Source organism: Candidatus Rhodobacter oscarellae (assembly GCF_001078595.1).
Taxonomy (GTDB): Bacteria; Pseudomonadota; Alphaproteobacteria; order Rhodobacterales; family Rhodobacteraceae; genus Rhodobacter_B; species Rhodobacter_B oscarellae.
Window position 1 is genome coordinate 1,053,823 of sequence record NZ_LFTY01000002.1, and the last position, 23,250, is coordinate 1,077,072.

Consider the following 23,250-nt stretch of genomic DNA (forward strand, 5'->3'; position numbering starts at 1 on the left):
CAACCCTGCGCGATCATTCCTTTGGGGGCAAGGCGCGCCTGCGGCGTGCGATCCGCCAGACCAGCAGGGCGGCCAACCCCGCCACCAGCAGCGCGGCCTGCGAGGCCTGGCCGGCGCGCGCCAGGATCCAGTCCAGGCTGGCGGCAAAGCCGTATCCCAGCGACAGGTAGAGGCTCACCCAGATCAGCTCGCCCACCAGGCACCAGCCGATATAGCCGCCAAGGGGCATGCGCACCGCGCCGGCGACCAGGTTCACATAGGGGCCCAGCGTCGATAAGGGCCAGCGCGTGATCAGCACCGCCAGCGCGCCCCAGCGCGCGGCCAGGGCCTCGGCGCTGGCCATCAGGGCGGCGACTTTGGGCCGTCGCGCGGTCAGCGCGCCCAGGCGCGCCCCGCCCCAGCGCCCCAGCGGGTAGGCCGCCAGATCGCCCGCCAGCGCCGCGCCATAGCCCAGCGCGATGGCCAGCCCCAGCTCGGTCGGGCCGCCCACCACCAGCGCGCCCAGCATCAGCATCAGCGCCGAGGAGGGCAGCGGGATCCCACAGCGCCCCACGGCGTTGAACACCACCAGCAAGGCATAGCCCCAAACGGGCAGGTATTGGGCGAGTGCGTCGATCATCCGGCCATCACTCTAAGCGCGCGGACGGATGCGCGCCAGGGTCGCGAAACCGTGTGGCGCCGGGGCGACGCGGCGGGTCTTAGGCGGCGCGCGCGGGCCGCAACGCGTTGGGAAGCAGGCGCGCAGAGCTGATCCTGGGCAGGTCCATCTCGGGGATCTCGCGCGCGGGCCGGGTCGCATCATTGTCGAAGGCGAACTCTTGGTGCTGCGGCAGGTAGGTCTCCGCCGCCAGCCCCTCGGCCAGGATCAGCTCATGGCCGTCCGTCTCGATGTGGTAATAGGTGAAGCTCTCGGGCATCTTGGCGACTTGATAGATCGTCTCGCCATTCACCAGCGCGCCGGCGTTTACCAAGTACCCGTCCAAATAGACCGCATGATCGGGCGAGAGCAGCAGGTCGCGCTCATTGCCCAGAGCGCCAGCCGAGATGCGGATCGGGTTGACCTTGGCGGGATGCGCCAGCGGCGTGTCGATGGTGCTGCGGCCCAGCCAGCGCACGGTCGTGGTGCCGCCATCCGCGGTGGCCAGCAAATCGCCGTCGCAGAGGTCCTCGACCAAGGCAAAGCCCTGCGGCGTGGCGATGCGCGTGCCCTCACAAAAGCAGCTCAGCGTGGCGTTTAGGGAACTCACAACGAAACGTGGACTGTTACCAGAAAACGCTGTCGGCGTGAATCGGATCGCCGAGAATGACCCGACCACATCGCTGAAAGAAAATCTGGGAAAAGGAGCTCCGTCACCCGCCACGCGTACGACATTTGAGGTGCCGTCGTTAGGCCCGACAAAAGTGACGTTCATCGTCCCGCGTCCCATGTGGCCAGTCAACGTAAGCGGTGCGTTTACGGTGCCGTTAAAGACAGTCTGACCCATAGCAGTTGCAAGAAGGGTAAAGACCTCTTGCGTGCCAGCATTACCTGCGGCTCCAGCATTCCAACTGGCGCGCAAAGAAGAAAGAACAAACGCATTGTCAAAAACTGCAGTAATCCTGTTGGCTCCGTCACCATTCAATGTTTGGAACTGAAAACTGGCACCAGAGTTGGTGAATGTGACTGAACCGGTATTGGTGACTGAAGCCGTACTAGCGAAGTGAATAGTCTCAAAATCGAGGAACTGTACCATCTGTGCCTCCTTTGCTCAATTACGACCCTGTGCATGACGGGGGTCAGTCGGCGAATCGCCGTATACATTGATATGGTAACGACACATCGTACAGATGTACATCTGTTAAGGATAACCCTGCGGCGGCGGCCCCGCGCGGAAGAAAAACCTCAAAGGCGCTCGGCGCGCACCGCTAGCCCGTCGCCGTTCAAGCGGCCGCGCGTATCCCGAGACCTGCGGGCAGCAAGCGCGCAGAGGTGATCCTGGGCAGGTCCATCTCGGGGATCTCGCGCGCGGGCCGGGTCGCGTCATTGTCGAAGGCGAGCTCTTGGTGCTGCGGCAGGTAGGTCTCTGCCGCCAGCCCCTCGGCCAGGATCAGCTCATGGCCGTCCGTCTCGACGTGGTAATAGGTGAAGCTCTCGGGCATCTTGGCGACCTGATAGATCGTCTCGCCATTCACCAGCGCGCCGGCATTCACCAGGTACCCGTCCAGATAGACCCCGTGGTCGGGCGAGAGCAGCAGGTCGCGCTCGTTGCCCAGCGCGCCCGCCGAGATGCGGATCGGGTTGACCTTGGCGGGATGCGCCAGCGGCGTGTCGATGGTGCTGCGGCCCAGCCAGCGCACGGTCGTGGTGCCGCCATCCGCGGTGGCCAGCAAATCGCCGTCGCAGAGGTCCTCGACCAAGGAAAAGCCCTGCGGCGTGGCGATCCGCGTGCCCTCGCAAAAGCAGCTCAGCGTGGCGTTTAGGGAAGTTAGAAAGAAACTTGCATTGCTACCAGTAAACGCTGTCGGCGTGAATCGGATCGCCGAGAATGACCCGACCACATCGGTGAAAGAAAAATTGCCAAGATTAGCTCCGCCACCCGCCACGCGTACGACATTTGAGGTGCCGTCGTTAGGCCCGACAAAAGTGACGTCCATCGTCGCGTTACCTATGCGGCCAGCCAACGTAAGCGGTGCGTTTACGGTGCCGTTAAAGACAGTCTGACCCATAGCGGTTGCAAGAAGGGTAAAGACCTCTTGCGTGCCAGCATTGCCTGCGGCTCCAGTATTCCAACCGGCGTTCAAAGAAGAAATAGACGCACTGCTAAAAGATGCAGTAATCCTGTTAGCTCCGTCACCATTCAATGTTTGGAACCGAAAGCTGGCACCAGAGTTGGTGAATGTGACTGAACCGGTATTGATGACTGAAGCCGTAAAATCCGAAACGGAAATCTCATAATCGAGGAACTGCACCATCTGTGCCTCCTTTGCTCAACTACGACCCTGTGCATGACGGGGGTCAGTCGGCGAATCGCCGTATACATTGATATGGTAACGACATATCGTGCAGATGTACATCTGTTAAGGATCGCCCTGCGGCGGCGGCCCCGAACGGCTGTCTTCTGGGAAAGCGGGGGCACCGCGCGGCCTGTTAACCATGGGCTCCGCCCGACCCGTGCCCGACGCAAGTCCGACGCTTTGCCGACAAAAGTCCGACCGCGGTTCGGCGTTGTTTTGCAGGCGTTAAGGCCCGATTCGCGTCAAAACCCGTCGCGGCGCGTTTAGGTTTCGTTTACCGCCCCAGCGCGCGCATGCCCCGCTCGATCCCCTCCAGGGTCATCGGCACCATCCGGTCCGTGCCGAAAACGCCCTGGATCATCTCGATGGACTGGGTGTAGCGCCAGTAGCGCTCGGGCAGGGGGTTGATCCACAGATGCGCCGGCCATTGATCGCGGGCGCGCTCCAGCCAGACCTGGCCGGCCTCGGCGTTCCAGTGCTCGTTGGCGCCGCCGGGAAAGGCGATCTCGTAGGGGCTCATGCTGGCGTCGCCCACGAAAATGCATTTGTAATCAGCGCCATAGGTGCGCAGCACCTCATGCGTCGGCGTCTGCGCGTCCCAGCGGCGGCGGTTGTCGCGCCAGACCCCCTCATAGAGGCAGTTGTGGAAGTAGTAGTATTCCAGGTGCTTGAACTCGGCGCGGGCGGCGCTGAACAGCTCCTCCACCACCTTGATATGCGGGTCCATCGAGCCGCCAACATCGAGGAATAACAGGACCTTGACGGCGTTCCTGCGCTCGGGGCGGGTCTTGACGTCCAGGTAGCCATGCTCGGCGGTGGCGCGGATCGTGCCGTTGAGGTCCAGCTCCTCGTCGGCGCCATCGCGGGCCCAGCGGCGCAGGCGCTTCAGGGCCACCTTGATGTTGCGGGTGCCGATCTCGACCGTGTCGTCCAGGTCGCGGAATTCCCTTTTGTCCCAGACCTTTACCGCCTTCTGGTGGCGGCTCTCGGACTGGCCGATGCGCACCCCCTCGGGGTTGTAGCCATATGCGCCGAAGGGCGAGGTGCCCGCGGTGCCGACCCATTTGTTGCCGCCCTGGTGGCGGCCCTGCTGTTCCTTCAGGCGCTCCTTGAGGGTCTCCATCAGCTTGTCGAAGCCGCCCAGGGCCTCGATCTCGGCCTTCTCCTGCTCGCTGAGGTGCTTTTCGGCCAGCTTCTCCAGCCAGTCGCCGGGGATGTCGACCGCCTCAACCACTTGATCCAGCGAGATATTCTCCAGCCCCTCGAAGGTCGCGGCGAAGGCGCGGTCGAACTTGTCCATGTTGCGCTCGTCTTTGACCATGGCGCTGCGCGCGAGGTAGTAGAACGCCTCGATGTCATAGGTGGCCAGCCCCTTGGACATGCCCTCCAGGAAGGTCAGGTACTCGCGCAGGCTGACCGGGATGCGGGCGCTGCGAAGGTTCTCAAAGAAGGGAACGAACATGTGTGGCGGGCCTCTTTGCGCCCGGCTTAGCAGGTCCAATCGCGGCCCTCAAACGTTAACTTTGTGTCAAGAAATGGGCTCCCCAAAAGCTTTCGACAAAGTTATGTCTAATTTTAGCAGATGCGGGTGTAACCCAGGAAAGCCTTGCTGCACAGGCGTTTGCTGCGACGTGTGAAGGTCGGGAAGGGGCTCATGACCACTGCAATAGCAACGCTGAGAGACGCCTATCGCATCCTGGGGGTGGGGCCCCGGGATGATGCCGCCACCGTGCGGCGGGCTTGGCTCCGGCTGGTCAGGGCCTATCACCCGGACATGGTGCGCGGGGATACGGGGGCGGCCAACCAACGGTTGGCCGAGATCAACGCGGCCTATGATCTGGTCGAGGCCAACACACAGGCGTCAGGGGCAGAGCAGGCGAGCGCGGCAGAAGCCGCCAGACAGGCAGAGCAGGCGCGCAAGGCAGAAGCCGCGCGTTGGGCTCGCGCGCAGGCCGCAAGACGCGCCGAGGACGCCCGCCGGGCGCAAGAGGCCCGCCGCCAAGAAGAGGCCGAGCTTGCCAGGCTGCGCACGAAACGCGCAAAAGACGCGGCGCGCGCCGACCTGGCCTATGCCTCAAGATCGGCCCGCCGCGCCACATGGAGCGAGTCCGATAAGGTCGCGGCCCGCGCAGCACAGATTGCCTTCATTGCCGCGCGCCGCGCCTATTCAGATGAGCAGCGGCTGGTGCGCGACACGTCTGTGATCGCCTAAGGTCTTGTTTCGAAAGCACAGTCCGACAATCACATCGCGTGGATTTTAGGCCCGATACGTCGCGACCTTGTAGGCCGCAAAGGAAAAGAACACGCCCAAACCCGCCTCCAACCAGCGCCGGAACCGGTTGTAGAACGCGATGACCGGGCTGGTCGAAAAGGTGATCGCATAGGCCAGGTGCCCGACCACCGAAAGCGCCATCGCCGAGACAACAAGCGTCGCGCCCAGCCAGAGCGGTGCCTCCGCGCCGAGCCCCAAACCGACAATTGCGATCCATTGCAGGGCGGACTTTGGGTTGGTCATCTGAATGGCGATGCCCTTGAGCAAAAGGTTCTGCCCGGTGGCGGCGCGCGCGGTGATCTGGTCTCGGGGCGCCACCGCCGCACGAAAGGACTTCCACGCCAGCCAGGCCAGGTAGCAGGCGCCAAAGACCTTCAGGATGGTGACAATACCCGCATAGGCGGTGATCAAAGCCGTCAGCCCCAGCACCGTCATCGCGGCCCATAGACCAGAGCCCAGCCCCACACCCAGCGCAAGCTGCACGCCATCGCGCCGCCCGCGCTGCATGGACGTGCCAATGATCGCCAGGATATTGGGCCCGATGCTGATGAAGCCCACCGCGAAGATGCCGAGGGCCAGAAACAGGCTATAGATTTCGGGTGACATGTCGCGCTCGCTAAACTGTTGCGGGGGTAGCCCGGCAAATGTCGTCGCGTCGCGGCGGGTCTGTCAAGCTTTCTAGGCGACGGTTCGCGCCAGGATCACCGTGACCAGCATGCCAATAAGGGCAAAGGCGATGCCGAACCCGGCGGCGTATTGCGCCATGTCCTTGCGGTTGCCACCGCCCCGGCGGGCCTGCAGCGCCCCGATGATCGCGCCGACAAGCGCGCTTACAATGACAATCACGATGGACGACCCTCTCGTAGACGTTGGCTGAGCCCGGCAATTTCGCGCAGGCGCGCCCGGACCGCTTTTTCCGAGCCGAACCCATAGCGCGCCCAGCCCAGGCTGTCCTGTCGGATCGCGCGGGCCTCTGCCGTGCGGCCCTGAAGCGCCAGGGCCTCTGCTTTTATCATGAACAGCGTGGCCAGAAGCGCGGCGTTCTCGGCCCGGGCCACTACGCTGGTATTCTCGTCGACCAAGCGGATGGCCGCCTCGGTCTGGCCAGAGGAAAGCGCAAAGGCCGCAAGTTGCATCGCCACATGCGCGCTCTGCAAACGCGTGCCCGGTCCGGCGCTGTAGATCGTGTTGGCCTGCAGGAACGAGGCCAGCGCGATATCGCTTTCGCCTGCCAGCGACAGCCGACCAAGGGCGAAGAGGCTGAAGGCCATGCGGTTATCCGTCCATTGCTGGACCCGCGCGATCTCGATGGCGCGGCGCGCCGCGTCCCGGCGTTTCACGTCCGAGGCCTTGGGGCCCAAAGCGGTCTCGATTGCGTCAATCCAGGCGCGCGGCGTCTTATTGGCAACAGGCGAGCGTATTTTCTGCCCGCGCGGGTTCAGCCGCGCCAGAACGCTCGGGATCCGCGCGGCGACCTGCTCGCGCGTCATGCCGGATTTCAGCTCGGGCGCGTAATAGGCGCGCAGGATCAGCATATCAAAGCCGGTCAGCACGGTGTGAAAGTTGTCGTCATTAAAGACGCTGTCGCCCAGGCGGTAGAGGTCGTTAAGCGGGCCAATGGCCTGGGCCAATTCCTCGTGCAGGCAGTCGCGGATCTCCTGCGGGGCGACATCGCCGGGCAGGAAGATCGCCATGCGTTCGCGGGTCTGCAGCGTGGTCCAGTCCACGGCGGCGCCGCGCCGATTCCGCTTGAACTCTTCCCAGCTAGAGATGCGCGGCACCACAAAGCAGGCGGCCTGCGGCACATAGCGCTGCAGCTCTGCGCGGCTGAGGACCTGGATCGTGATCGAGGCCTCCTGGTTGCGCTCCACCTGGGTGATGTTCAGCCCCGCCTCGCGGCGCAGGCGCTGCAACAGGCGCGTCAGGTCGGTGCGCAGGCTTTGCGCCTGGGCGCCGGTGACCCGCACGCTGATAGGGCCTTCAAAACGTGTCAGCACCGGCAGCTTGCGGCCGCTCTCCAGCTCGAAGGCCAGGTCTAGGAAGTCCCGCGCGATCGCGGCGTTGAAACGGGAAGGCGGGGCGATCTGCGGCGATGAGAACAGCTTCATCGGCGGCAGCGAGGACGGCAGCGGCGCCGACCGCGTCGCCGTGTCATCGGGGATCGAGGCCGCACAGGCGGACAGCAAAAGCCCCGCAAGGACAAGAACAAACGCGCGCATATTACCCCCGGTTATATCGGATAAACGGTGTATGCACACCGATCCGGTCGTAAAGTTTGCGGGCCTCGGCGTTAAAGTCCTGCGTCAGCCAGTAGACCGAGGGGCAATCCGCCGCGTCGGCCTGCGCGTAGACATGCTCGATCAGTTTGCGGCCCACGCCCTGGCCCCGAACGTCCGGGTCCGCATAAAGGTCCTGCAAGTAGCACACGTTCTCGATCTTCCACAGGTGACGATGGAAGAGGTAATGGACCAGACCGACAGGTTTGCCATCAAGTTCCGCCAGCGCGCCGTGGAAATCCTGCGAGTCGTTGCCCAAAAGCCGCTGGAACGCCGTCTCGTAAACCTCTGGCGCCACAGAGGTTTCATAGAACTCCAGATAGGCGGTCCAGAGCCGCTGCCACTCGGCGCGGTCCGCCTGCCAGAGCGATCGAATTGTGATCATAGTTTGCCCCCTTTACGCGCACTTGTGATGGTTACTAGTATTTTTGCCTGATAGCGATCCATGGCTGGCAGGAAACAGCGAATTAGACGAAACATGGCAATTTTGGATTCTGATTAAGACCGTTAAGACGAAGCCACCAGGATTGCAGGGTGGTACCCTTTAGACTGCAGGTGCCATCCAGGTATCAATTGATCCAGTCTGCCAACCCATCCATGTTGATACGGACTCCGGTCCTCAAAAGGTTAGTAGCCACTCTGGTGCCCCAGGCTCCCGTTTCATCGTAGCGAATGTGTTTCAGTCCCGCTAGATTAGAGGGCATTTCAATACTCTTCTCAACGACATAATGAACGTTCTGTGCGCCAACGCGTCCCATAAACATCCCAGCGTCCCAAACAACGTTTTGACGGCCCCTTGGTTTAGGTACCTGGTCTGGGCCGCTTAAGCGATAGCCTTCGTCATCGTGTGTGAATAAACACACTGCGGCCCTCACATCTGCGTATGTACTTTTAAGTGTTTCGAAGTAAGTCATACCGTTTTGAATCTGTTGCCCGAGTTCCACGGGCTCGACGCCTAGGCACTCCAAAAGCAGACGTAGCTTGACTTGGGCGGTTTCATTGTGGCCAAAACTCAAAAACACGCGATCTTTTTTTGCGGCTGCGTCGAATTGCGTGCGGTCCGCCCGGCTAAAAGATGGCGTATAGATGACCGGGGTACTTGATGTATCGGCTTCTAGCATTTCTTTTTGGCTGTGCTTATCTGTTTGGCCCTCGCCTTCCATTAAGACCGAAAGTTTGACCAGCAATTGCCCGGGCACGACCAGGTCATCGTCTCTAACATGAATCTCTTCAATCTTGCAGGGCTGCGAAGCCTTGATGTTTAGGAATGCCTGCGGGGTCTGAATCATCAGTATTGGTTCTTCAGCCTCGACAACATCACCTACCGATCTAAACACGTCCAAAACATCCGCGTTTTCGACGGGTTGCCTATCTTCTGTTAAGTCTGGTACGCGAAGTTCAAGCATCAATGCCTCAGTGTTCAAGTCAAAGAAATCATAAATTTGTTACAATTTTGTGTATCATTTGAGCACAATTCCAAAAATGTGCTGAAGAGTGCAGAAGGCTGCAAATGATAATTGATAAGAATCCTCTGAATCAAAAACTGAAGTCACGTGCTCTTTACGCGGTGCCGAATTTGCACCGGAGGCTTGTAGATTTGGGAATTTCTCCTGAGCCGGGTAAAGTTAAATCCATAGCAGAGGCGGAGTGTCTGCAAATCCCGCACCGAAACACGCTGGGGCCAATGATCAGTGGAACAAAACTCGTAAAGCAACAGGCATGTTTGGATGTATTGGCTTTGCTTAATCAAATCCGGAAAAGGAAAAAAAGAGAGCATCTGGTTTTTGTGCACGAAATTGTAGGCTTCGAATGGTACGTGAATGGTCTTGGTCACTATTTTGCGGAATGCAATCAGGACGCGCTCGCTGAGAAAACTAATATGAAGCTTGAGCACCTGAAAGCGATGTCTCGTACCAAAAACCGCGTGTTGCGCGTACCGCATGCTGTTGCGATCAAAGTCGCAAGTAGCATGTTTGATGACCACATATCTCCGGCTTTCGTTCGTCGTTACGGGGACAATCCAATTGCGGCGGTCCGAAACTCATGTGAAAGAAGTGTTATTACTCAAACCAAAGGTCTCGTCGAAGCTCTTGAATATCTTGAGTGAAAAGGCCGAGTTCTCTACCGCTGCCCCCGCGCCATAAACGCCAGTCGCTCGAAGAGATGCACGTCCTGCTCGTTCTTCAAAAGCGCGCCATGCAGCTTGGGCAGGGCATTGGCGCCGTCGCGCTTGAGGTCCTCGGGCGACAGGTCCTCGGCCAGCAAAAGCTTCAGCCAGTCCAGCACCTCTGAGGTGGAGGGTTTCTTCTTCAGCCCCTGCGTCTCGCGGATCTCGTAGAACTGGGTCAGCGCGGTGGTCAGCAGCGCCTCCTTGATGCCCGGGTGGTGCACCTCGACGATCTGGCGCAGCGTGTCCATCTGCGGGAACTGGATGTAGTGGAAAAAGCAGCGCCGCAGGAAGGCGTCGGGCAGCTCTTTTTCGTTGTTGGAGGTGATGATCACGATGGGGCGGTGCTTGGCCGCCACGGTCTCGCCGGTCTCGTAGACGTGGAACTCCATGCGGTCGAGCTCTTGCAGCAGGTCGTTGGGGAACTCGATATCCGCCTTGTCGACCTCGTCGATCAGCAGCACGACCTTCTGGTCCGCGGCGAAGGCCTGCCAGAGCTTGCCGCGTTTGATGTAGTTGGCCACGTCATGCACGCGCTCTTCGCCAAGCTGGCTGTCGCGCAGGCGGCTGACGGCATCGTATTCGTAGAGCCCCTGCTGCGCCTTGGTTGTGGACTTTATGTGCCACTCAATCATGGGCAGCCCCAGGGCGGCGGAGACCTGGCGGGCAAGCTCGGTCTTGCCCGTGCCGGGTTCGCCCTTTACCAGAAGGGGGCGCTCCAAGGTGACCGCCGCATTCACAGCGATGGTCAGATCGTCAGTTGCCACATAGGCGTCGGTGCCCGTGAATTTCATGGGATTATCATGCCCCTTAGGCGAAATTGTTCACATCTCCTTACAGAGCCGGACACAATCCCGCAAGCGCGCGCTTTCGGGCGTGACAACCACGAGGCGTTGCGCTAGATGCTCGCTCGAGTGGAGGTAGCCAGATGACGCTAATAGATAACGCAGATCAGCCTGGCGCACATGAGGGGAACACCATGAAGGCCGAGAATTTTCTGCCCGAGGACTACCGTCCTGCGGAAGACGAACCCTTTATGAACGACCGCCAGCTCGAGTATTTCAGACGCAAGTTGTTGACCTGGAAAGCCGAGCTGATGGACGATTCAAAAAACACGATTGAAGGGCTACAAGACAGCGCGCGCGCGGTGCCAGACATCGCCGATCGCGCCAGCGAAGAAACCGACCGCGCGTTGGAGCTGCGCACAAGGGACCGCCAGCGCAAGCTGGTCGCCAAGATCGACAGCGCCCTGCGCCGGATCGATGAGGGCGAATACGGCTATTGCGAGGTCACGGGCGAGCCGATCTCGCTCAAGCGCCTGGACGCGCGGCCCATCGCGACGATGAGCCTTGAGGCCCAAGAGCGCCACGAGCGCCGCGAGAAAGTCCACCGCGACGACTGAGACTGATATGGCCATCAGGTCCATGACAAAACCGGCACCGGCGCGCGACTGCGCCGGTGCTTTGCGTTTCGGGTGCGTAACATGAGCCTCGACGGGCGCCGCATATCCATCATCGGCGCGGGCGTCGCCGGGCTGGCAGCCGCCACGGCGCTGGCCCGCCGCGGCGGCGACGTTGTGGTCTATGAACGCGCATCCGCGCTGCGCGCAGAGGGCGCCGGTATTCAGATCTCGCCCAACGGTGCGGCCGTACTGTCAGCGCTGGATGCGCAGCCGCGCGCGCTAGAGACCCGGGCCATCGCGCTGCGCGACCACCGCGCCGGCGCCGGTGTGCTGCGGCTTGAGCTGGCGCGGCGCCGCTGGCGGCACCCGTTCCTTCTGATGCATCGGGGGGATTTGATCGACGGGCTCGGCCAGGCCGCGCAGGCGGCGGGCGCGCGGTTTGAGTTCGGTGTCACGGCGGATCCTGCGGCTTTAGAGGCCGAACTTGTGGTCATGGCGGGCGGCGTGCACGCCGCCACGGCGCGGCAGTTCAATCACGACCTCCCGGCGGCCTCCTTCACCGGGCAGGTTGCCTGGCGCGCGGTGCTGCCCGAGGGGGACGCCGCCCCAGAGGCCCATGTCTTTATGGGGCCGGGCAGGCATCTTGTCAGCTATCCCCTGCCGGGCGGCTGGCGCAATATCGTGGCGGTGGAGGAGCGCGCGGCCTGGGCCGCAGAGGGCTGGGACCATCCGGACGAGCCCGATAATCTGCGCGCCGCATTCGCTGATTTCTCGCCTCAGATACGTGCATGGCTGGATGCCGTCGAAGAGGTCAAGCTGTGGGGGCTGTTTCGGCACCCCGTGCCGACGCGCTGGCATGATGGGCGGAGTGTGGTCATCGGTGACGCCGCCCATCCGACTCTGCCTTTCATGGCGCAGGGCGCGAACCTGGCGCTAGAGGATGCCTGGGTGCTGGCCGATTGCTTGCAGCGGCATGACGTGCCGGTTGCGCTTGCGGCGTTCCAAGACAAGCGGCGCGCGCGGGTCTGCCGGGCCATCACGGCGGCGAACGCGAATGCGCGCAACTATCACCTGCGGCGGCCCGCTCTGCGTTTGGCGGCCCATACGGCCCTGAGGTTGGGCGGGGCTATCGCGCCCGGCGCGGCGCTGCGGCGGTTTGATTGGCTCTATGGGCATGACGTGACGCGATAGGCGGCCTCGGCAATCCGCCTTTGTTTAACGCATGCCTTGGTAACGACTTTGAAACGGTTCTTGGGCAGGTTCCGGCCAAGTGTTCTGTAGTTTGGTGAGTCGACGCAATGGTCCGTATTCTGTTCGCAATTCTCTTGGTTCTTCCTTTAACAAGCGCACCGCCGGCGCAGGCTATGGACGACGGCACGCGGCTGGATGCGAAGCGAAAGATCAACATCGCGGGCCGCCAGCGGATGCTGTCGCAGCGGATGACACGCGCGGCATGCTTTGTGGCGATCGGTGTGGCCGCTGACCAAAGCGAAAAGATCATGCGCGCCGCCATGGCGGAGTTTGAGAGCGCGCGGCAAAGCATCCGCTTCGGCGGTGGCGATATGGAGCTTATGCCAGAGCAATCTGCGCCGGTTCTGAAGGAGCTGACCGAGGTGGACCGCCTCTGGCCGGTCGTGAACCGCGCCATTCTCGATGTCACAGAGAAGGGGGCTGATGTATCGGACCTGGCAGCGCTCTCGGTCGATCTTTTGGTCCAGGCCAACGACGTGGTGCAAGCGCTGGAGGTGGCGTATCAGGACGCGCTAGAGATGCCGGAACTGGCGCGGCTGATAAACGTCTCGGGGCGTCAACGAATGCTCACGCAACGCGCCACCAAAGAGATGTGCCTGATCGCCGCGGGCGCCGACAAGGATGCTATGGGCGCGGCTTTGGGCAAGACCGTGTCTTTGTTCGACCGCTCGCTTGAGGGGCTGCGATTCGGGTCGCAAGAGCTGGACCTGATTGGGGCGCCCACGGCGGAACTGGAGTTTCAGCTGGAGCATGTCGCCGAGCTATGGATACCTTTGCAAGCCATCTTCCTGCGTGTCGCTGACGGCGCCGCGCCAACCGAGGCAGAGCTGCTGCATGTTTTCGACAGCATCGACCAGGTGCTGCGCGAGGCCAATGCAGCGGTGCAGATGTATCAGGCGCTGTAGGTAACCCGGCTAGGATGCGTCCAGGGCCTCGATGATCGCGCCGAAGTCGCTGGCTTTCAAGGACGCGCCGCCGACCAGCGCCCCATCGACATTTGAGGTGGCAAAAATCTCGGCGGCGTTTCCGGGTTTGACCGAGCCGCCGTAAAGCAGCCGGGTCTCTTGCGCCGTTGGGCCAAGGCGCTCTATCAGCAGGGCGCGAATGGCATCGTGAACCTCTGCGATTTGATCGGTCGTGGCGACTTCGCCTGTGCCTATGGCCCAAACGGGCTCATAGGCCACGACGATGCTGCCACCTTGTGACGTGTCCGGCACCGATCCCGCCAATTGCGTGCCGACGACCTGCAATGTGCGGCCAGCCGCGCGGTCCTCTAAGGTCTCGCCAACGCAGATAACGGGGATAAGACCGGCCGCTGACACTGCGGATGCCTTGGCGCAAACCATCGCGTCCGTTTCTGCTTGGTCCGCGCGGCGCTCGGAGTGGCCCAGAATCACGTAAGTGGCACCCGCATCGGCAAGCATCCCGGCCGAAATCTCGCCCGTATGCGCGCCCGAAGATTGCGGCGCGCAATTCTGCCCGCCGACCTGAATGGGGTTGGCGCTGAGCGCATCGGACATGCGCGAGATCAGCGTGGCGGGGGGGCAGATCAACACATCGCAATTGGGCGCCGGGTGCGCATCGGCGAGCGCCCGGACCTGCCCGAGATCGGGCTGGAAGCCATGCATCTTCCAGTTACCTGCTGCAAGTTTGCGTCTTTGTGCCATCCCGTTCCCTCATGATATGGAGTGCCAATGCGCGCGCTATCTGCGGCGCGGCGTCGATTTTCTTGCAGCTATGAGGGAAAGCGTGTGGATTGCAAGGGGGAGCGTTGCGCCGGTCTTGCGCGCTGCGGACCTATCGGCTTCTAAAACGATTACGGAGAGGGAAACTGGTCAGATGCTACGATCAACCGTCAATGAAATTCTAAAGGAAAGCGATGCGTTCATCACGAGCCATGGCTTTGTGATGCCGCCCTTCGCCTATTGGTCCCCGGACCAGATGAAGGACCGCACCGCCGCCGACAGCGCGATGATCCGCGACCATATGCTGGGCTGGGACATCACCGATTACGGGCAAGGCCGGTTTGAAGAGCTGGGGCTGTTCCTGTTCACGGTGCGCAACGGCTCGAACGCGAATGTGCAGCGCGGGATGGGCATGCTTTACGCCGAGAAGATCATGATATCGGGCGATATGCAGATCTCGCCGATGCACCGCCACAACCTCAAGACCGAGGATATCATCAACCGGGGCGGCGGCGACCTGGTGCTGGAGCTGTTCACCGCGGCCGAGGACGGCTCGATTGACGACCAAGCGCCGGTCCGTGTGCGCACCGATGGGCGCTGGCGCGAGATGGCCGCCGGCAGCCGCCTACGCCTGAAGCCTGGCGAGAGCGTCACGCTGGAGCCCGATACCTGGCACGCCTTCTGGGGCGAGAATGGCAAGGTGCTGATCGGTGAGGTCTCGAATGTGAATGACGACCGCACCGACAATGTGTTCCGCGAAGAGATCGGGCGGTTCTCTGAGATCGAAGAGGACGTGGACCCGCGGCACCTGCTGGTCTCAGACTACGACCGCTGGCTTAACTAGGCGAGGTCGGGATTTGCGTATTTGGAACAAGGTGAAGGGGCGGGGATGTATATTGGCTTAGACCTGGGCACCTCGGGGCTGAAGGGGATCTTGATCGGCGAGGATCAGAGCATCTTGGCGGAGGCCAACGCGCCTCTGGAGGTCTCGCGCCCGCAGGATGGCTGGTCCGAGCAGGCGCCCGCCGATTGGATCGCGGCGGCGGAATCAGTTATGGGGCAGCTGGCCGCGCATGGTCTGAGCGACGTGCGGGGCATTGGCCTTTCCGGGCAGATGCACGGGGCGACGCTGTTGGACGCACAGGACCAGGTGCTGCGGCCCTGCATCCTGTGGAACGACACGCGCAGCCACGAAGAGGCGGCGGAGATGGACGCGGACCCGCGTTGGCGCGAGATCAGCGGCAACATCGTCTTCCCCGGCTTCACCGCGCCCAAGCTGGAATGGGTGCGGCGCAACGAGCCCGATCTCTTCGACAAGACCGCCAAGGTGCTGCTGCCGAAGGACTATCTGCGGCTCTGGCTGACCGGCGAGTATGGCGCAGAGATGTCGGATGCGGCGGGCACGAGCTGGCTTGATACGGCCGCGCGGGACTGGTCGGACGATCTGCTTGCCGCCTCAGGCCTATCGCGGCATGAAATGCCGCCGCTCGTGGAGGGATCAGAGGTCTCGGGGCAGTTGCGTGCCGAGCTTGCGCAACGCTGGGGCTTAGACCAGGTGCCGGTCGCGGGTGGGGGCGGTGACAACGCGGCCTCGGCCATTGGCGCGGGCGTGGTGCGGGCCGGGCAGGCCTTCGTCAGCCTGGGCACATCGGGCGTGCTTTTTGCCGCCAATGACGGATACCAACCGGACCCCGCCACCGCTGTGCACACCTTCTGTCACGCGCTGCCCGGCACATGGCACCAGATGGGTGTGATCCTGGCCGCGACGGACGCGCTGAACTGGTACGCGGGCTTGGTGGGCGAGGATGCCGCCAGCCTAACCAGCGATCTGGGCCCGCTGCAAGCCCCTGGAAAGACGCGCTTTCTGCCCTATCTTGGCGGCGAGCGCACGCCGCTTAATGACGCCAGCATCCGCGGCGCCTTCATCGGGCTAGAGCACGCCACCGATCAGGCCGCGGGCAGCCGCGCGGTGCTGGAGGGCGTCACCTATGCGATCCGTGATTGCCGCGACGCGCTGGCCGCGACGGGCACGCAGATCACCTCGCTTCTCGCCGTGGGCGGCGGCTCGCGCTCGGATTACTGGCTAGAGGCCATCGCCACCGCACTTGGCACCTCGGTGCAGGTGCCCGTGGCGGGTGACTTTGGCGGCGCGTTCGGCGCCGCGCGGCTCGCGCAGATGGCGGCCACCGGCGGCGGCGCAGAGCTGGCCCCGCCGCCCCAAATCGCACGCACCATAGACCCCAACGCGGCGCTGGCAGAGGCCTTCGATGAAGGCCACGCCCGCTTCAAAGCCGCCCAAGCAGCCATCAAGGGACTGACATGACTGGTTACTTCTCCGATATCCCGAAGATCCAATACGAGGGCCCCGAGTCCGATAACGAGTTCGCTTTCCGCCACTACAACCCCGATGAGGTGGTCATGGGCAAGCGGATGGAGGACCATCTGCGCTTTGCCGTCGCCTATTGGCACAGCTTTGCCTGGCCGGGGGGCGATCCGTTTGGCGGGCAAACCCTAGAGCGCCCCTGGTTCGGCGAGACCATGGAGCACGCCCGCGCCAAGGCGGACGCGGCCTTTGATCTGTTTGAGATCCTGGGCGCGCCGTTCTTTTGCTTCCATGACCTGGACGTGCGCCCCGAGGGCGAAAGCTTTGCCAAGAGCTGCGCCAACCTGGACGCCATCGTGGACATCTTCGGCGAGAAGATGGAAGCCACGGGGATGAAGCTGCTATGGGGGACGGCCAACATGTTCACCCACCGGCGCTGGATGTCGGGGGCGGCCACCAACCCGGACCCGGATGTGTTCGCCTATGCCGGCGCCACGCTGAAAAGCTGCCTGGACGCGACGCATAAGCTGGGCGGCGCCAACTATGTCATGTGGGGCGGTCGCGAGGGCTACGAGACCCTGCTGAACACCGATCTGACGCGCGAGGCTGAGCAGGCGGGGCGGATGCTGCTGTCGGTGGTGGACTACAAGCACAAGATCGGCTTTGACGGCCCCATCCTGATCGAGCCCAAGCCGCAGGAGCCGTCCAAGCACCAGTATGATTACGACGTGGCCACGGTATACGGCTTCCTCAAGCGCTTCGGCCTTGAGAACGAGGTGAAGGTGAATATCGAGCAGGGGCACGCCATCTTGGCGGGGCATTCGTTCGAGCACGAGCTGGCGCTGGCGGCCTCGCTTGGGATCTTCGGGTCGATCGATATGAACCGCAACGACTACCAGAGCGGCTGGGACACGGACCAGTTCCCCAACAATGTGCCAGAGATGGCGCTGGCCTTCTACGAGGTGCTCAAGGTGGGCGGCTATACCACCGGCGGGACCAATTTTGACGCCAAGATTCGGCGCCAGTCCCTGGACCCCGAGGATCTGGTGCTGGGGCATGTCGGCGGCATGGACGCCTGCGCACGCGGGCTCAAGGCCGCCGCCGCGATGCTGGAGGATGGCGGGCTAGAGAGCATGCGCGACGCGCGCTACGCCGGCTGGGAGGGCCCGGAGGCGCAAAAGATGCTCTCCGGCGAGTACGGGCTGGAAGAGATGGCCCACTATGTCGAGACGACCGGGCTGGACCCGCAGCCGAAATCCGGCAGGCAGGAACGGCTGGAAAACTGGGTCAACAAGTTCGTCTAGGCGCTGCTTGGAAAGGGCGGGTTCGATCCGCCCTTGCGGGCGTCCCCGCCCTGTGAAATCGTCCCGCCCATGACACTCGATCTTGACTTCGTCCGGGCGCAATTCCCGGCCTTTTCAGAGCCTTCGCTTGCGGGGCAGTCCTTTTTTGAGAACGCGGGCGGGTCCTATACCTGCGGCGCGGTGATCGATCGCCTGACGCGGTTCTACCGCGCGCGAAAGGTCCAGCCATACGCTCCCTACCCGGCGTCCCGCCTGGGCGGCGAGGAGATGGACGAGGCGCGCACGCGCCTGTCCGCAATGATGGGCGTCGATGAGGACGAGCTGAGCTTTGGCCCCTCCACCACGCAGAACGTTTATGTCCTGGCGCAGGCCTTCGGCGAGATGCTTGAGCCGGGCGACGCCATCATCGTCACCAACCAGGACCACGAGGCCAATACCGGCGCCTGGCGCCGCCTGGCCGAGCGGGGCATTGAGCTGCGCGAGTGGCAGATTGATCCCGAAACCGGGCATCTCGACCCGGTGGCCCTGACCGCGCTTCTGGACGACCAGGTCAAACTGGTGTGCTTCCCGCATTGCTCCAACGTGGTGGGCGAGATCAACGACGTGGCCGCAATCACCCAACTGGCGCATGCCGCCGGGGCGGTGACCTGCGTGGACGGCGTCTCATACGCGCCGCATGGGCTGCCGAATGTCGCCGAACTTGGGGCCGATATCTACATGTTCTCCTCCTATAAGACCTATGGGCCGCATCAGGGCATCATGGTCGTGCGCCGCGCATTGGCAGAGCGCCTTCCCAACCAGACGCATTCCTTCAACGCCGGATCGCTTCCCATGCGCTTCACGCCCGCGGGGCCTGACCATGCCCAGGTCGCGGCCTGCGCCGGGATCGCCGACTATATCGACGCGCTCTATGCCCATCACATGGGCGGACAAGAGGCGCCCGCGGCGCGCGCCGAGGCCGTGCATGACATGATGCGCGCCCAGGAGGCCGCCGTGCTGCAGCCGCTGCTGGACTATGCCGCGAAGAAGAATTCCGTGCGGCTGATCGGCCCGGCTCGAGCGGAGCGGCGGGCGCCGACGGTGGCGCTGGACTGCGCCGCGCCGGGCGAGGATCTGGCGGCAAGCCTGGCGCCCCACGGCATCATGGCCGGGGGCGGCGATTTCTACGCCGTGCGGCCTCTGACAGCGATGGGCGTGGACCCAGACAAGGGCGTGCTGCGCTTGTCCTTTGTGCACTATACCTCCGCTGAAGATGTTGACCGATTGGTGGACGCGCTAGATCGGGTTTTATGACAGCGCCAATCCTTGTGTGGATCCGCAGGGATCTGCGCCTGCACGACCACGCCGCACTCAGCGCCGCCGCCCAATCCGGGCGGCCCGTGCTGCCCGTGTTTCTATGCGATGAGGCTCTGGAGGGGCTGGGTACGGCCGCAAAGTGGCGGTTTGGCGCTGGGGTAGGCGCCTTCGCGCAATCCCTTGAGGCGATAGGATCGCGACTGATCCTCCGGCGCCGCCCGTGCTTGGAGGGGCTAAGCGACCTGATCCAAGAAACCGGCGCCGACACGGTCTATTGGCAGCGCAGCTATGACCCAGAGCAGCAGGCCCGCGACGCCAAGGTCAAGGCTGCGCTGAGGCAAAGGGGCGTTCAGGTCAAAAGCTTCGCGGGTCATCTGCTGTTTGAGCCCTGGACGGTCGAGACCAAGACCGGCGGGCCCTACAAGGTGTATTCGCCCTTCTGGCGCGCGGTGAAGGATCGGGGCGTGGCAACGCCGCCGCCCGCTATAAAAGAGCTTCGCGCGCCGGGCACCTGGCCCGCATCCGATGATCTTGAGCGTTGGAACCTCGGCGCGGCTATGCGGCGCGGCGCACCCATCCTGGCCAAGCATGCCCGTGTCGGAGAGAGCGCGGCCCTGGACCGGCTCAACTGGTTCACACAAACCGCCGTCGAAAGCTACAAAGAGCAAAGAGACTTCCCGGGCGTGGACGCGAGTTCTGCTCTTTCCGAGCCGCTGACCTATGGCGAGATCAGCCCGCGCACGATCTGGCACGCCGGGCAGCGCGCGCTGGCCGAGGGCGCGGCGGGGGCCGAGCATTTCCTCAAGGAACTTGTATGGCGCGAGTTCGCCTATCACCTGCTGCACCACTGGCCCGATCTGCCGCGCCAGACCTGGCGCCGCGAATGGGCGGGTTTCAACTGGAACCGCGCGGAGACGCCCCAGGTCACCGCCTGGAAGCAGGGCCGCACCGGGATCGAGTTCGTCGATGCGGCGATGCGCGAGATGTATGTCACCGGCCGGATGCACAACAGGGCGCGGATGATCGTTGGCAGCTATCTGACCAAGCACCTCTTGGCGGATTGGCGCATCGGGCTGGACTGGTTCGCCGATTGCCTGACCGACTGGGACCCCGCGTCGAACGCGATGGGGTGGCAATGGGTGGCGGGCTGCGGCCCGGACGCGGCGCCGTATTTCCGCGTCTTCAACCCGGTCACGCAATCCGACAAGTTCGACGCTGACCGCAGCTACCGCAACCGCTGGATCGCCGAGGAGCAGGGGGCCCCGCCCGAGACCGCGCTGGACTACTTCAAAGCGGTGCCGAAAGCCTGGGCGCTCGATCCCGGCGCGCCCTATCCTCACCCCATTGTGACCGCCGCTGACGGGCGAGACCGCGCCCTGCAAGCCTATGGGATGTTTAAAGATAGATAAGAATTTGACCCAAAGCGCGAATTCGTACGTAATGCCTGCCATAGGATGAGGACGGGTGCGGGCTCGCCCCAGGCAAGGAGCGGAATGACTATACTTCAGACGGTTGAGGGGCAGGCGGGGCTGCCTCGATACTTCGCGCGCGTGTTGGACATGGCGCAGGCGATGAACACAGGGCGCGTGGACTTCGTGCTTGAGGACGGGCGGCGCTTTCGCGCCGAGGGGCGCGCACCGGGGCCGGTGGCGGAACTGCACATCCATAATGACGACCTATTCGCGCGGCTGATCCGCGAGGGCGATCTGGGATTTGCCGAGGCCTATATGGACGGCTGGTGGTCCACGCCCGATCTGCAGGCCTTCATGGATCTGATGCATGCCGATAATGACGAGGTCTATGACAGCTTTGGCGGCATGGCGCTGGTGCGGGCGTTCGAGCGGGTGCGCTTTTGGCTGCAGAGCAACTCCAAGCGGCAGGCCAAGAGGAACATCTCTGCGCATTACGATCTGGGCAACGAGTTCTACGGGCTGTGGCTTGACGACACGATGACCTATTCCTCGGCGCTGTTTGAGACCGGGCAAGAGAGCCTAGAGCGCGCGCAGGCCGCCAAATACGCGCTCATGGTGGATGCCATTGGCGCCAAGCCCGGGGATCACGTGCTGGAAATCGGCTGTGGCTGGGGCGGCTTCGCCGAATTCGCCGCACGCGAGCGCGGGCTGAAGGTCACCGGGGTCACAATCAGCCGCGAGCAGCACGATTATGCCCGCGCCCGAATGCAACGCTCTGGGCTGGCCGATCAGGTCGAGATCCGCCTGCAGGACTACCGCGACATTCAGGGCACATTCGATGGGGTGGCCTCAATCGAGATGTTCGAGGCGGTGGGCGAGCGTTACTGGCCGACATATTTTCGCACGGTCAAGGAGCGCTTGAAGCCCGGCGCACGGGCCTCGTTGCAGATCATCACGGTCAGCGATGCGCGCTGGGAGTTCTACCGCCGAAGCGTTGATTTCATTCAGAAATACATCTTCCCCGGCGGCATGCTCCCGGCGCCGAAGGTGCTGCGCGCGCAGGTGCTCAAGAGCGGCCTGACCTGGGAGGGCTCCGCCGAGTTCGGCCCCAGCTATGGGCTTACCCTGCGCCGCTGGCATGAGACGTTCAACGACAGATGGTCGGATGTGGCGGCTCTCGGATTTGACACACGTTTCCGGAAAATGTGGAATTATTACCTGACCTCTTGCGCGGCGACCTTCGAGAGCGGAAACTGCGACGTAACACAAGTAACACTCGCAAAACCGGTCTGATAACATGCCCACAATGGCCAAACTCTTCGCGGCGATCCTTTTCGCGGTGCTGGGGTATTTTGTGGCCGATCTGGTGGGCGGTCACCTGCCGCCAGAGAAACCGCAGGGGATGCTGCGCGAGATCACCGCTTTCTTCGGTCTGTTGGTGGGGTGGATGTTTCTCGGCCGGCGCATCGTGGGCGAATAGTCCAACGCGGCTGGGCTGGGGCTCTCGGCGGGGGTGGTGTTGGTGCTGGTCTCGCTGATCTACTTCTCGGGCTACGAGATGATCCGCCGCGCGATGCGCCTGGCCTATGGCGGCAACCCGTTTGAGGCGCTGGAGGATATGTTCGCAATCGCCTGGGAATACGCGCTGGATTTTCTGGCCAAGCCGGACGTGATCATCGGCCTTGCCATTGGCTCTATCCTGGCGGGGACGGTGGTCAAGGCCGTCTCTCGGATCTGGTCATAAGGCGCAGTGCCGCGGGTTTTTCTCTTTGGGGGTCTGCTTGACCCCGGGTTGCGGCGGGCCGTGCTGGGCGCGGAGGTTCCGCTTGCCGAGGTGACCTTGCCTGGGTTCCGTGCCGGTCTTACACGCCAAACCCATGGCGCCGCGCTGGTCAGCGCAGCAGGCGCGCAGGTGCGCGGGGCGGTCGCCGATCTATCGGGCCTCCCACAGCAACGCCTCGAGTTCTGGGCAGACGTGTTCGGCTATCAGCCCCGCGCGCTGCCCGAGATCGACGCCATCGGCTATGGCTGCGCCGAGGCCGGGCAGGACTGGGACCTGGCCGCCTGGCAAGACCGCTGGGGCGCTACGGTTCGGCGCGCCTCTGAGGATGTGATCAGCTTTCTGGGTGATCGTGACCCCCAGACCATGCGCCGCTCATTAGAACAGATCATGGTGCGCGCCGCGAGTTGGGCGCGCGCGCAGGCCGAAGAGACCCCCATGAACATGCGCCATGGATTCACAGCCGAGGACGTGGAAACTGACGCCGCTAGAAAGCCTTACCTGGACTTCTTCATGTTGGAGGAACAGGATCTGAGGTTCCGCAAATTCAACGGCGGCGTCAGCGCGACGGTGCAGCGCGCCGCTTTCGTGTCTGGTGATGCGGTGACGGTGCTGCCCTATGATCCCGTGCGCGACCGGGTCCTGGTGATCGAGCAGTTCCGCTTCGGGCCGCTGTTGCGTGGCGACCGATGGCCCTGGAGCCTGGAGCCCATCGCGGGCCGCATTGACCCCGGCGAGAGCCCCGCAGATACGGCGGCGCGCGAGGCGCAGGAGGAGGCCGGCCTGGCGATCTCGCGCCTGGAGAGCGTTGCAAACTACTATCCTTCGCCGGGCGCGGTCTCGGAATATCTGTTCAGCTATGTGGGCATCGCGGATCTGCCGGATGAGGCGGCGCGCATCGGCGGGCTTGAGGCCGAGGCCGAAGACATCCGCGGCGTGATCCTGCCGTTTGATGGCCTTATGGAGCTGCTGCAAAGCGGCGAGGCGCAGAACGGCCCGCTGGTTCTGACGGCGCTATGGCTGCAGGCGCACCGGGGGCGTCTGCGCGGGGCGGGTTCGATTTGAGTTTCGTTGGGGGAAAATTAAGC

At 63.1% G+C, this 23,250-nt stretch carries 23 protein-coding genes and 1 pseudogene; 13 read left to right on the plus strand and 11 right to left on the minus strand.

Annotation, left to right across the window (positions count from 1 at the left end; all coding sequences use genetic code 11):
• Window positions 1-13 precede the first annotated feature (13 nt).
• The 4 genes from AIOL_RS10060 to AIOL_RS10075 form a co-directional block, all read right to left on the minus strand.
• Window positions 14-619: a DedA family protein gene (locus tag AIOL_RS10060; RefSeq protein ID WP_049642858.1), complete on the minus strand. Its 606-nt coding sequence runs from the start codon at window positions 617-619 to the stop codon at window positions 14-16.
• A 79-nt stretch (window positions 620-698) separates the two neighbouring features.
• Window positions 699-1,247, minus strand: coding sequence for a Hint domain-containing protein (locus AIOL_RS25485; protein ID WP_049642859.1), 549 nt, complete (start codon window positions 1,245-1,247; stop codon window positions 699-701).
• A 673-nt stretch (window positions 1,248-1,920) separates the two neighbouring features.
• Window positions 1,921-2,706: a Hint domain-containing protein gene (locus AIOL_RS24390; RefSeq protein ID WP_235438823.1), complete on the minus strand. Its 786-nt coding sequence runs from the start codon at window positions 2,704-2,706 to the stop codon at window positions 1,921-1,923.
• Window positions 2,707-3,268: 562 nt separating this feature from the next.
• Window positions 3,269-4,456, minus strand: coding sequence for a vWA domain-containing protein (locus AIOL_RS10075; protein WP_049642860.1), 1,188 nt, complete (start codon window positions 4,454-4,456; stop codon window positions 3,269-3,271).
• A 192-nt stretch (window positions 4,457-4,648) separates the two neighbouring features.
• Here AIOL_RS10075 and AIOL_RS10080 point away from each other — a divergent pair, with 192 nt between their 5' ends.
• On the plus strand, window positions 4,649-5,206 hold the full coding sequence (locus AIOL_RS10080) for a J domain-containing protein (protein WP_082152518.1): 558 nt from the start codon (window positions 4,649-4,651) through the stop codon (window positions 5,204-5,206).
• Between the two features lie 45 nt (window positions 5,207-5,251).
• On the opposite strand, the gene AIOL_RS10085 is transcribed toward AIOL_RS10080, so the two are convergent.
• The 5 genes from AIOL_RS10085 to AIOL_RS10100 form a co-directional block, all read right to left on the minus strand.
• Window positions 5,252-5,872 carry a LysE family translocator gene (locus AIOL_RS10085; protein WP_049642862.1) on the minus strand — a complete coding sequence of 207 codons (621 nt, stop codon included), beginning with the start codon at window positions 5,870-5,872 and terminating at the stop codon, window positions 5,252-5,254.
• A gap of 72 nt (window positions 5,873-5,944) precedes the next feature.
• Entirely contained in the window at window positions 5,945-6,112 is a 168-nt protein-coding gene (locus AIOL_RS24395) for a PGF-CTERM sorting domain-containing protein (RefSeq protein WP_082152519.1), read from the minus strand.
• A complete protein-coding gene (locus tag AIOL_RS10090; protein ID WP_049642863.1) occupies window positions 6,109-7,485 on the minus strand; it encodes a DUF2927 domain-containing protein in 1,377 nt (458 codons plus the stop codon). Before AIOL_RS10090 ends, AIOL_RS24395 begins: the two co-directional genes overlap by 4 nt.
• A 1-nt stretch (window position 7,486) precedes the next feature.
• Window positions 7,487-7,927 (minus strand): GNAT family N-acetyltransferase, encoded by a 441-nt coding sequence (locus AIOL_RS10095; protein WP_049642864.1) that lies wholly within the window; start codon window positions 7,925-7,927, stop codon window positions 7,487-7,489.
• Window positions 7,928-8,111: 184 nt separating this feature from the next.
• Entirely contained in the window at window positions 8,112-8,948 is an 837-nt protein-coding gene (locus AIOL_RS10100) for a TIR domain-containing protein (protein ID WP_049642865.1), read from the minus strand.
• A 104-nt stretch (window positions 8,949-9,052) separates the two neighbouring features.
• On the opposite strand from AIOL_RS10100, the gene AIOL_RS24995 reads away from it, so the two are divergent.
• Window positions 9,053-9,649 carry a hypothetical protein gene (locus tag AIOL_RS24995; protein ID WP_152912464.1) on the plus strand — a complete coding sequence of 199 codons (597 nt, stop codon included), beginning with the start codon at window positions 9,053-9,055 and terminating at the stop codon, window positions 9,647-9,649.
• Window positions 9,650-9,663: 14 nt separating this feature from the next.
• On the opposite strand, the gene AIOL_RS10110 is transcribed toward AIOL_RS24995, so the two are convergent.
• Window positions 9,664-10,503: an AAA family ATPase gene (locus AIOL_RS10110; protein ID WP_049642867.1), complete on the minus strand. Its 840-nt coding sequence runs from the start codon at window positions 10,501-10,503 to the stop codon at window positions 9,664-9,666.
• Window positions 10,504-10,688: 185 nt separating this feature from the next.
• On the opposite strand from AIOL_RS10110, the gene dksA reads away from it, so the two are divergent.
• The 3 genes from dksA (at window position 10,689) to AIOL_RS10125 (ending at window position 13,267) form a co-directional block, all read left to right on the plus strand.
• Complete coding sequence (gene dksA, locus AIOL_RS10115) at window positions 10,689-11,111, plus strand: RNA polymerase-binding protein DksA (RefSeq protein WP_049642868.1); 423 nt, start codon at window positions 10,689-10,691, stop codon at window positions 11,109-11,111.
• 81 nt (window positions 11,112-11,192) lie between these two features.
• Window positions 11,193-12,302 carry an FAD-dependent monooxygenase gene (locus AIOL_RS10120; protein WP_049642869.1) on the plus strand — a complete coding sequence of 370 codons (1,110 nt, stop codon included), beginning with the start codon at window positions 11,193-11,195 and terminating at the stop codon, window positions 12,300-12,302.
• A 173-nt stretch (window positions 12,303-12,475) separates the two neighbouring features.
• Window positions 12,476-13,267 (plus strand): type IV pili methyl-accepting chemotaxis transducer N-terminal domain-containing protein, encoded by a 792-nt coding sequence (locus tag AIOL_RS10125; protein ID WP_049642870.1) that lies wholly within the window; start codon window positions 12,476-12,478, stop codon window positions 13,265-13,267.
• A gap of 9 nt (window positions 13,268-13,276) precedes the next feature.
• Here AIOL_RS10125 and tpiA read toward each other — a convergent pair whose 3' ends face one another.
• The gene (gene tpiA, locus AIOL_RS10130) at window positions 13,277-14,029 is read right to left on the minus strand and encodes a triose-phosphate isomerase (protein WP_049642871.1); all 753 of its coding nucleotides are present in this window, start codon (window positions 14,027-14,029) and stop codon (window positions 13,277-13,279) included.
• A 172-nt stretch (window positions 14,030-14,201) separates the two neighbouring features.
• Between tpiA and AIOL_RS10135 the strand changes: the two genes are divergently transcribed.
• From AIOL_RS10135 to AIOL_RS10170, 8 genes and pseudogenes are all read left to right on the plus strand, one after another.
• Window positions 14,202-14,891 carry a D-lyxose/D-mannose family sugar isomerase gene (locus tag AIOL_RS10135; protein WP_049642872.1) on the plus strand — a complete coding sequence of 230 codons (690 nt, stop codon included), beginning with the start codon at window positions 14,202-14,204 and terminating at the stop codon, window positions 14,889-14,891.
• 45 nt (window positions 14,892-14,936) lie between these two features.
• Window positions 14,937-16,370, plus strand: coding sequence for a xylulokinase (gene xylB / locus AIOL_RS10140; protein WP_049642873.1), 1,434 nt, complete (start codon window positions 14,937-14,939; stop codon window positions 16,368-16,370).
• The gene (gene xylA, locus AIOL_RS10145; protein ID WP_049642874.1) at window positions 16,367-17,674 is read left to right on the plus strand and encodes a xylose isomerase; all 1,308 of its coding nucleotides are present in this window, start codon (window positions 16,367-16,369) and stop codon (window positions 17,672-17,674) included. Before xylB ends, xylA begins: the two co-directional genes overlap by 4 nt.
• A 69-nt stretch (window positions 17,675-17,743) precedes the next feature.
• Window positions 17,744-18,967 carry an aminotransferase class V-fold PLP-dependent enzyme gene (locus tag AIOL_RS10150; protein ID WP_049642875.1) on the plus strand — a complete coding sequence of 408 codons (1,224 nt, stop codon included), beginning with the start codon at window positions 17,744-17,746 and terminating at the stop codon, window positions 18,965-18,967.
• A complete protein-coding gene (locus AIOL_RS10155; protein ID WP_049642876.1) occupies window positions 18,964-20,379 on the plus strand; it encodes a cryptochrome/photolyase family protein in 1,416 nt (471 codons plus the stop codon). The genes AIOL_RS10150 and AIOL_RS10155 overlap by 4 nt, the downstream gene beginning before the upstream one ends.
• A gap of 84 nt (window positions 20,380-20,463) precedes the next feature.
• Complete coding sequence (locus tag AIOL_RS10160) at window positions 20,464-21,675, plus strand: SAM-dependent methyltransferase (RefSeq protein ID WP_049642877.1); 1,212 nt, start codon at window positions 20,464-20,466, stop codon at window positions 21,673-21,675.
• Window positions 21,676-21,688: 13 nt separating this feature from the next.
• Window positions 21,689-22,126, plus strand: a pseudogene (locus AIOL_RS25885) (TrgA family protein).
• 60 nt (window positions 22,127-22,186) lie between these two features.
• Entirely contained in the window at window positions 22,187-23,227 is a 1,041-nt protein-coding gene (locus tag AIOL_RS10170; RefSeq protein WP_049642879.1) for an NUDIX domain-containing protein, read from the plus strand.
• Window positions 23,228-23,250 lie beyond the last annotated feature (23 nt).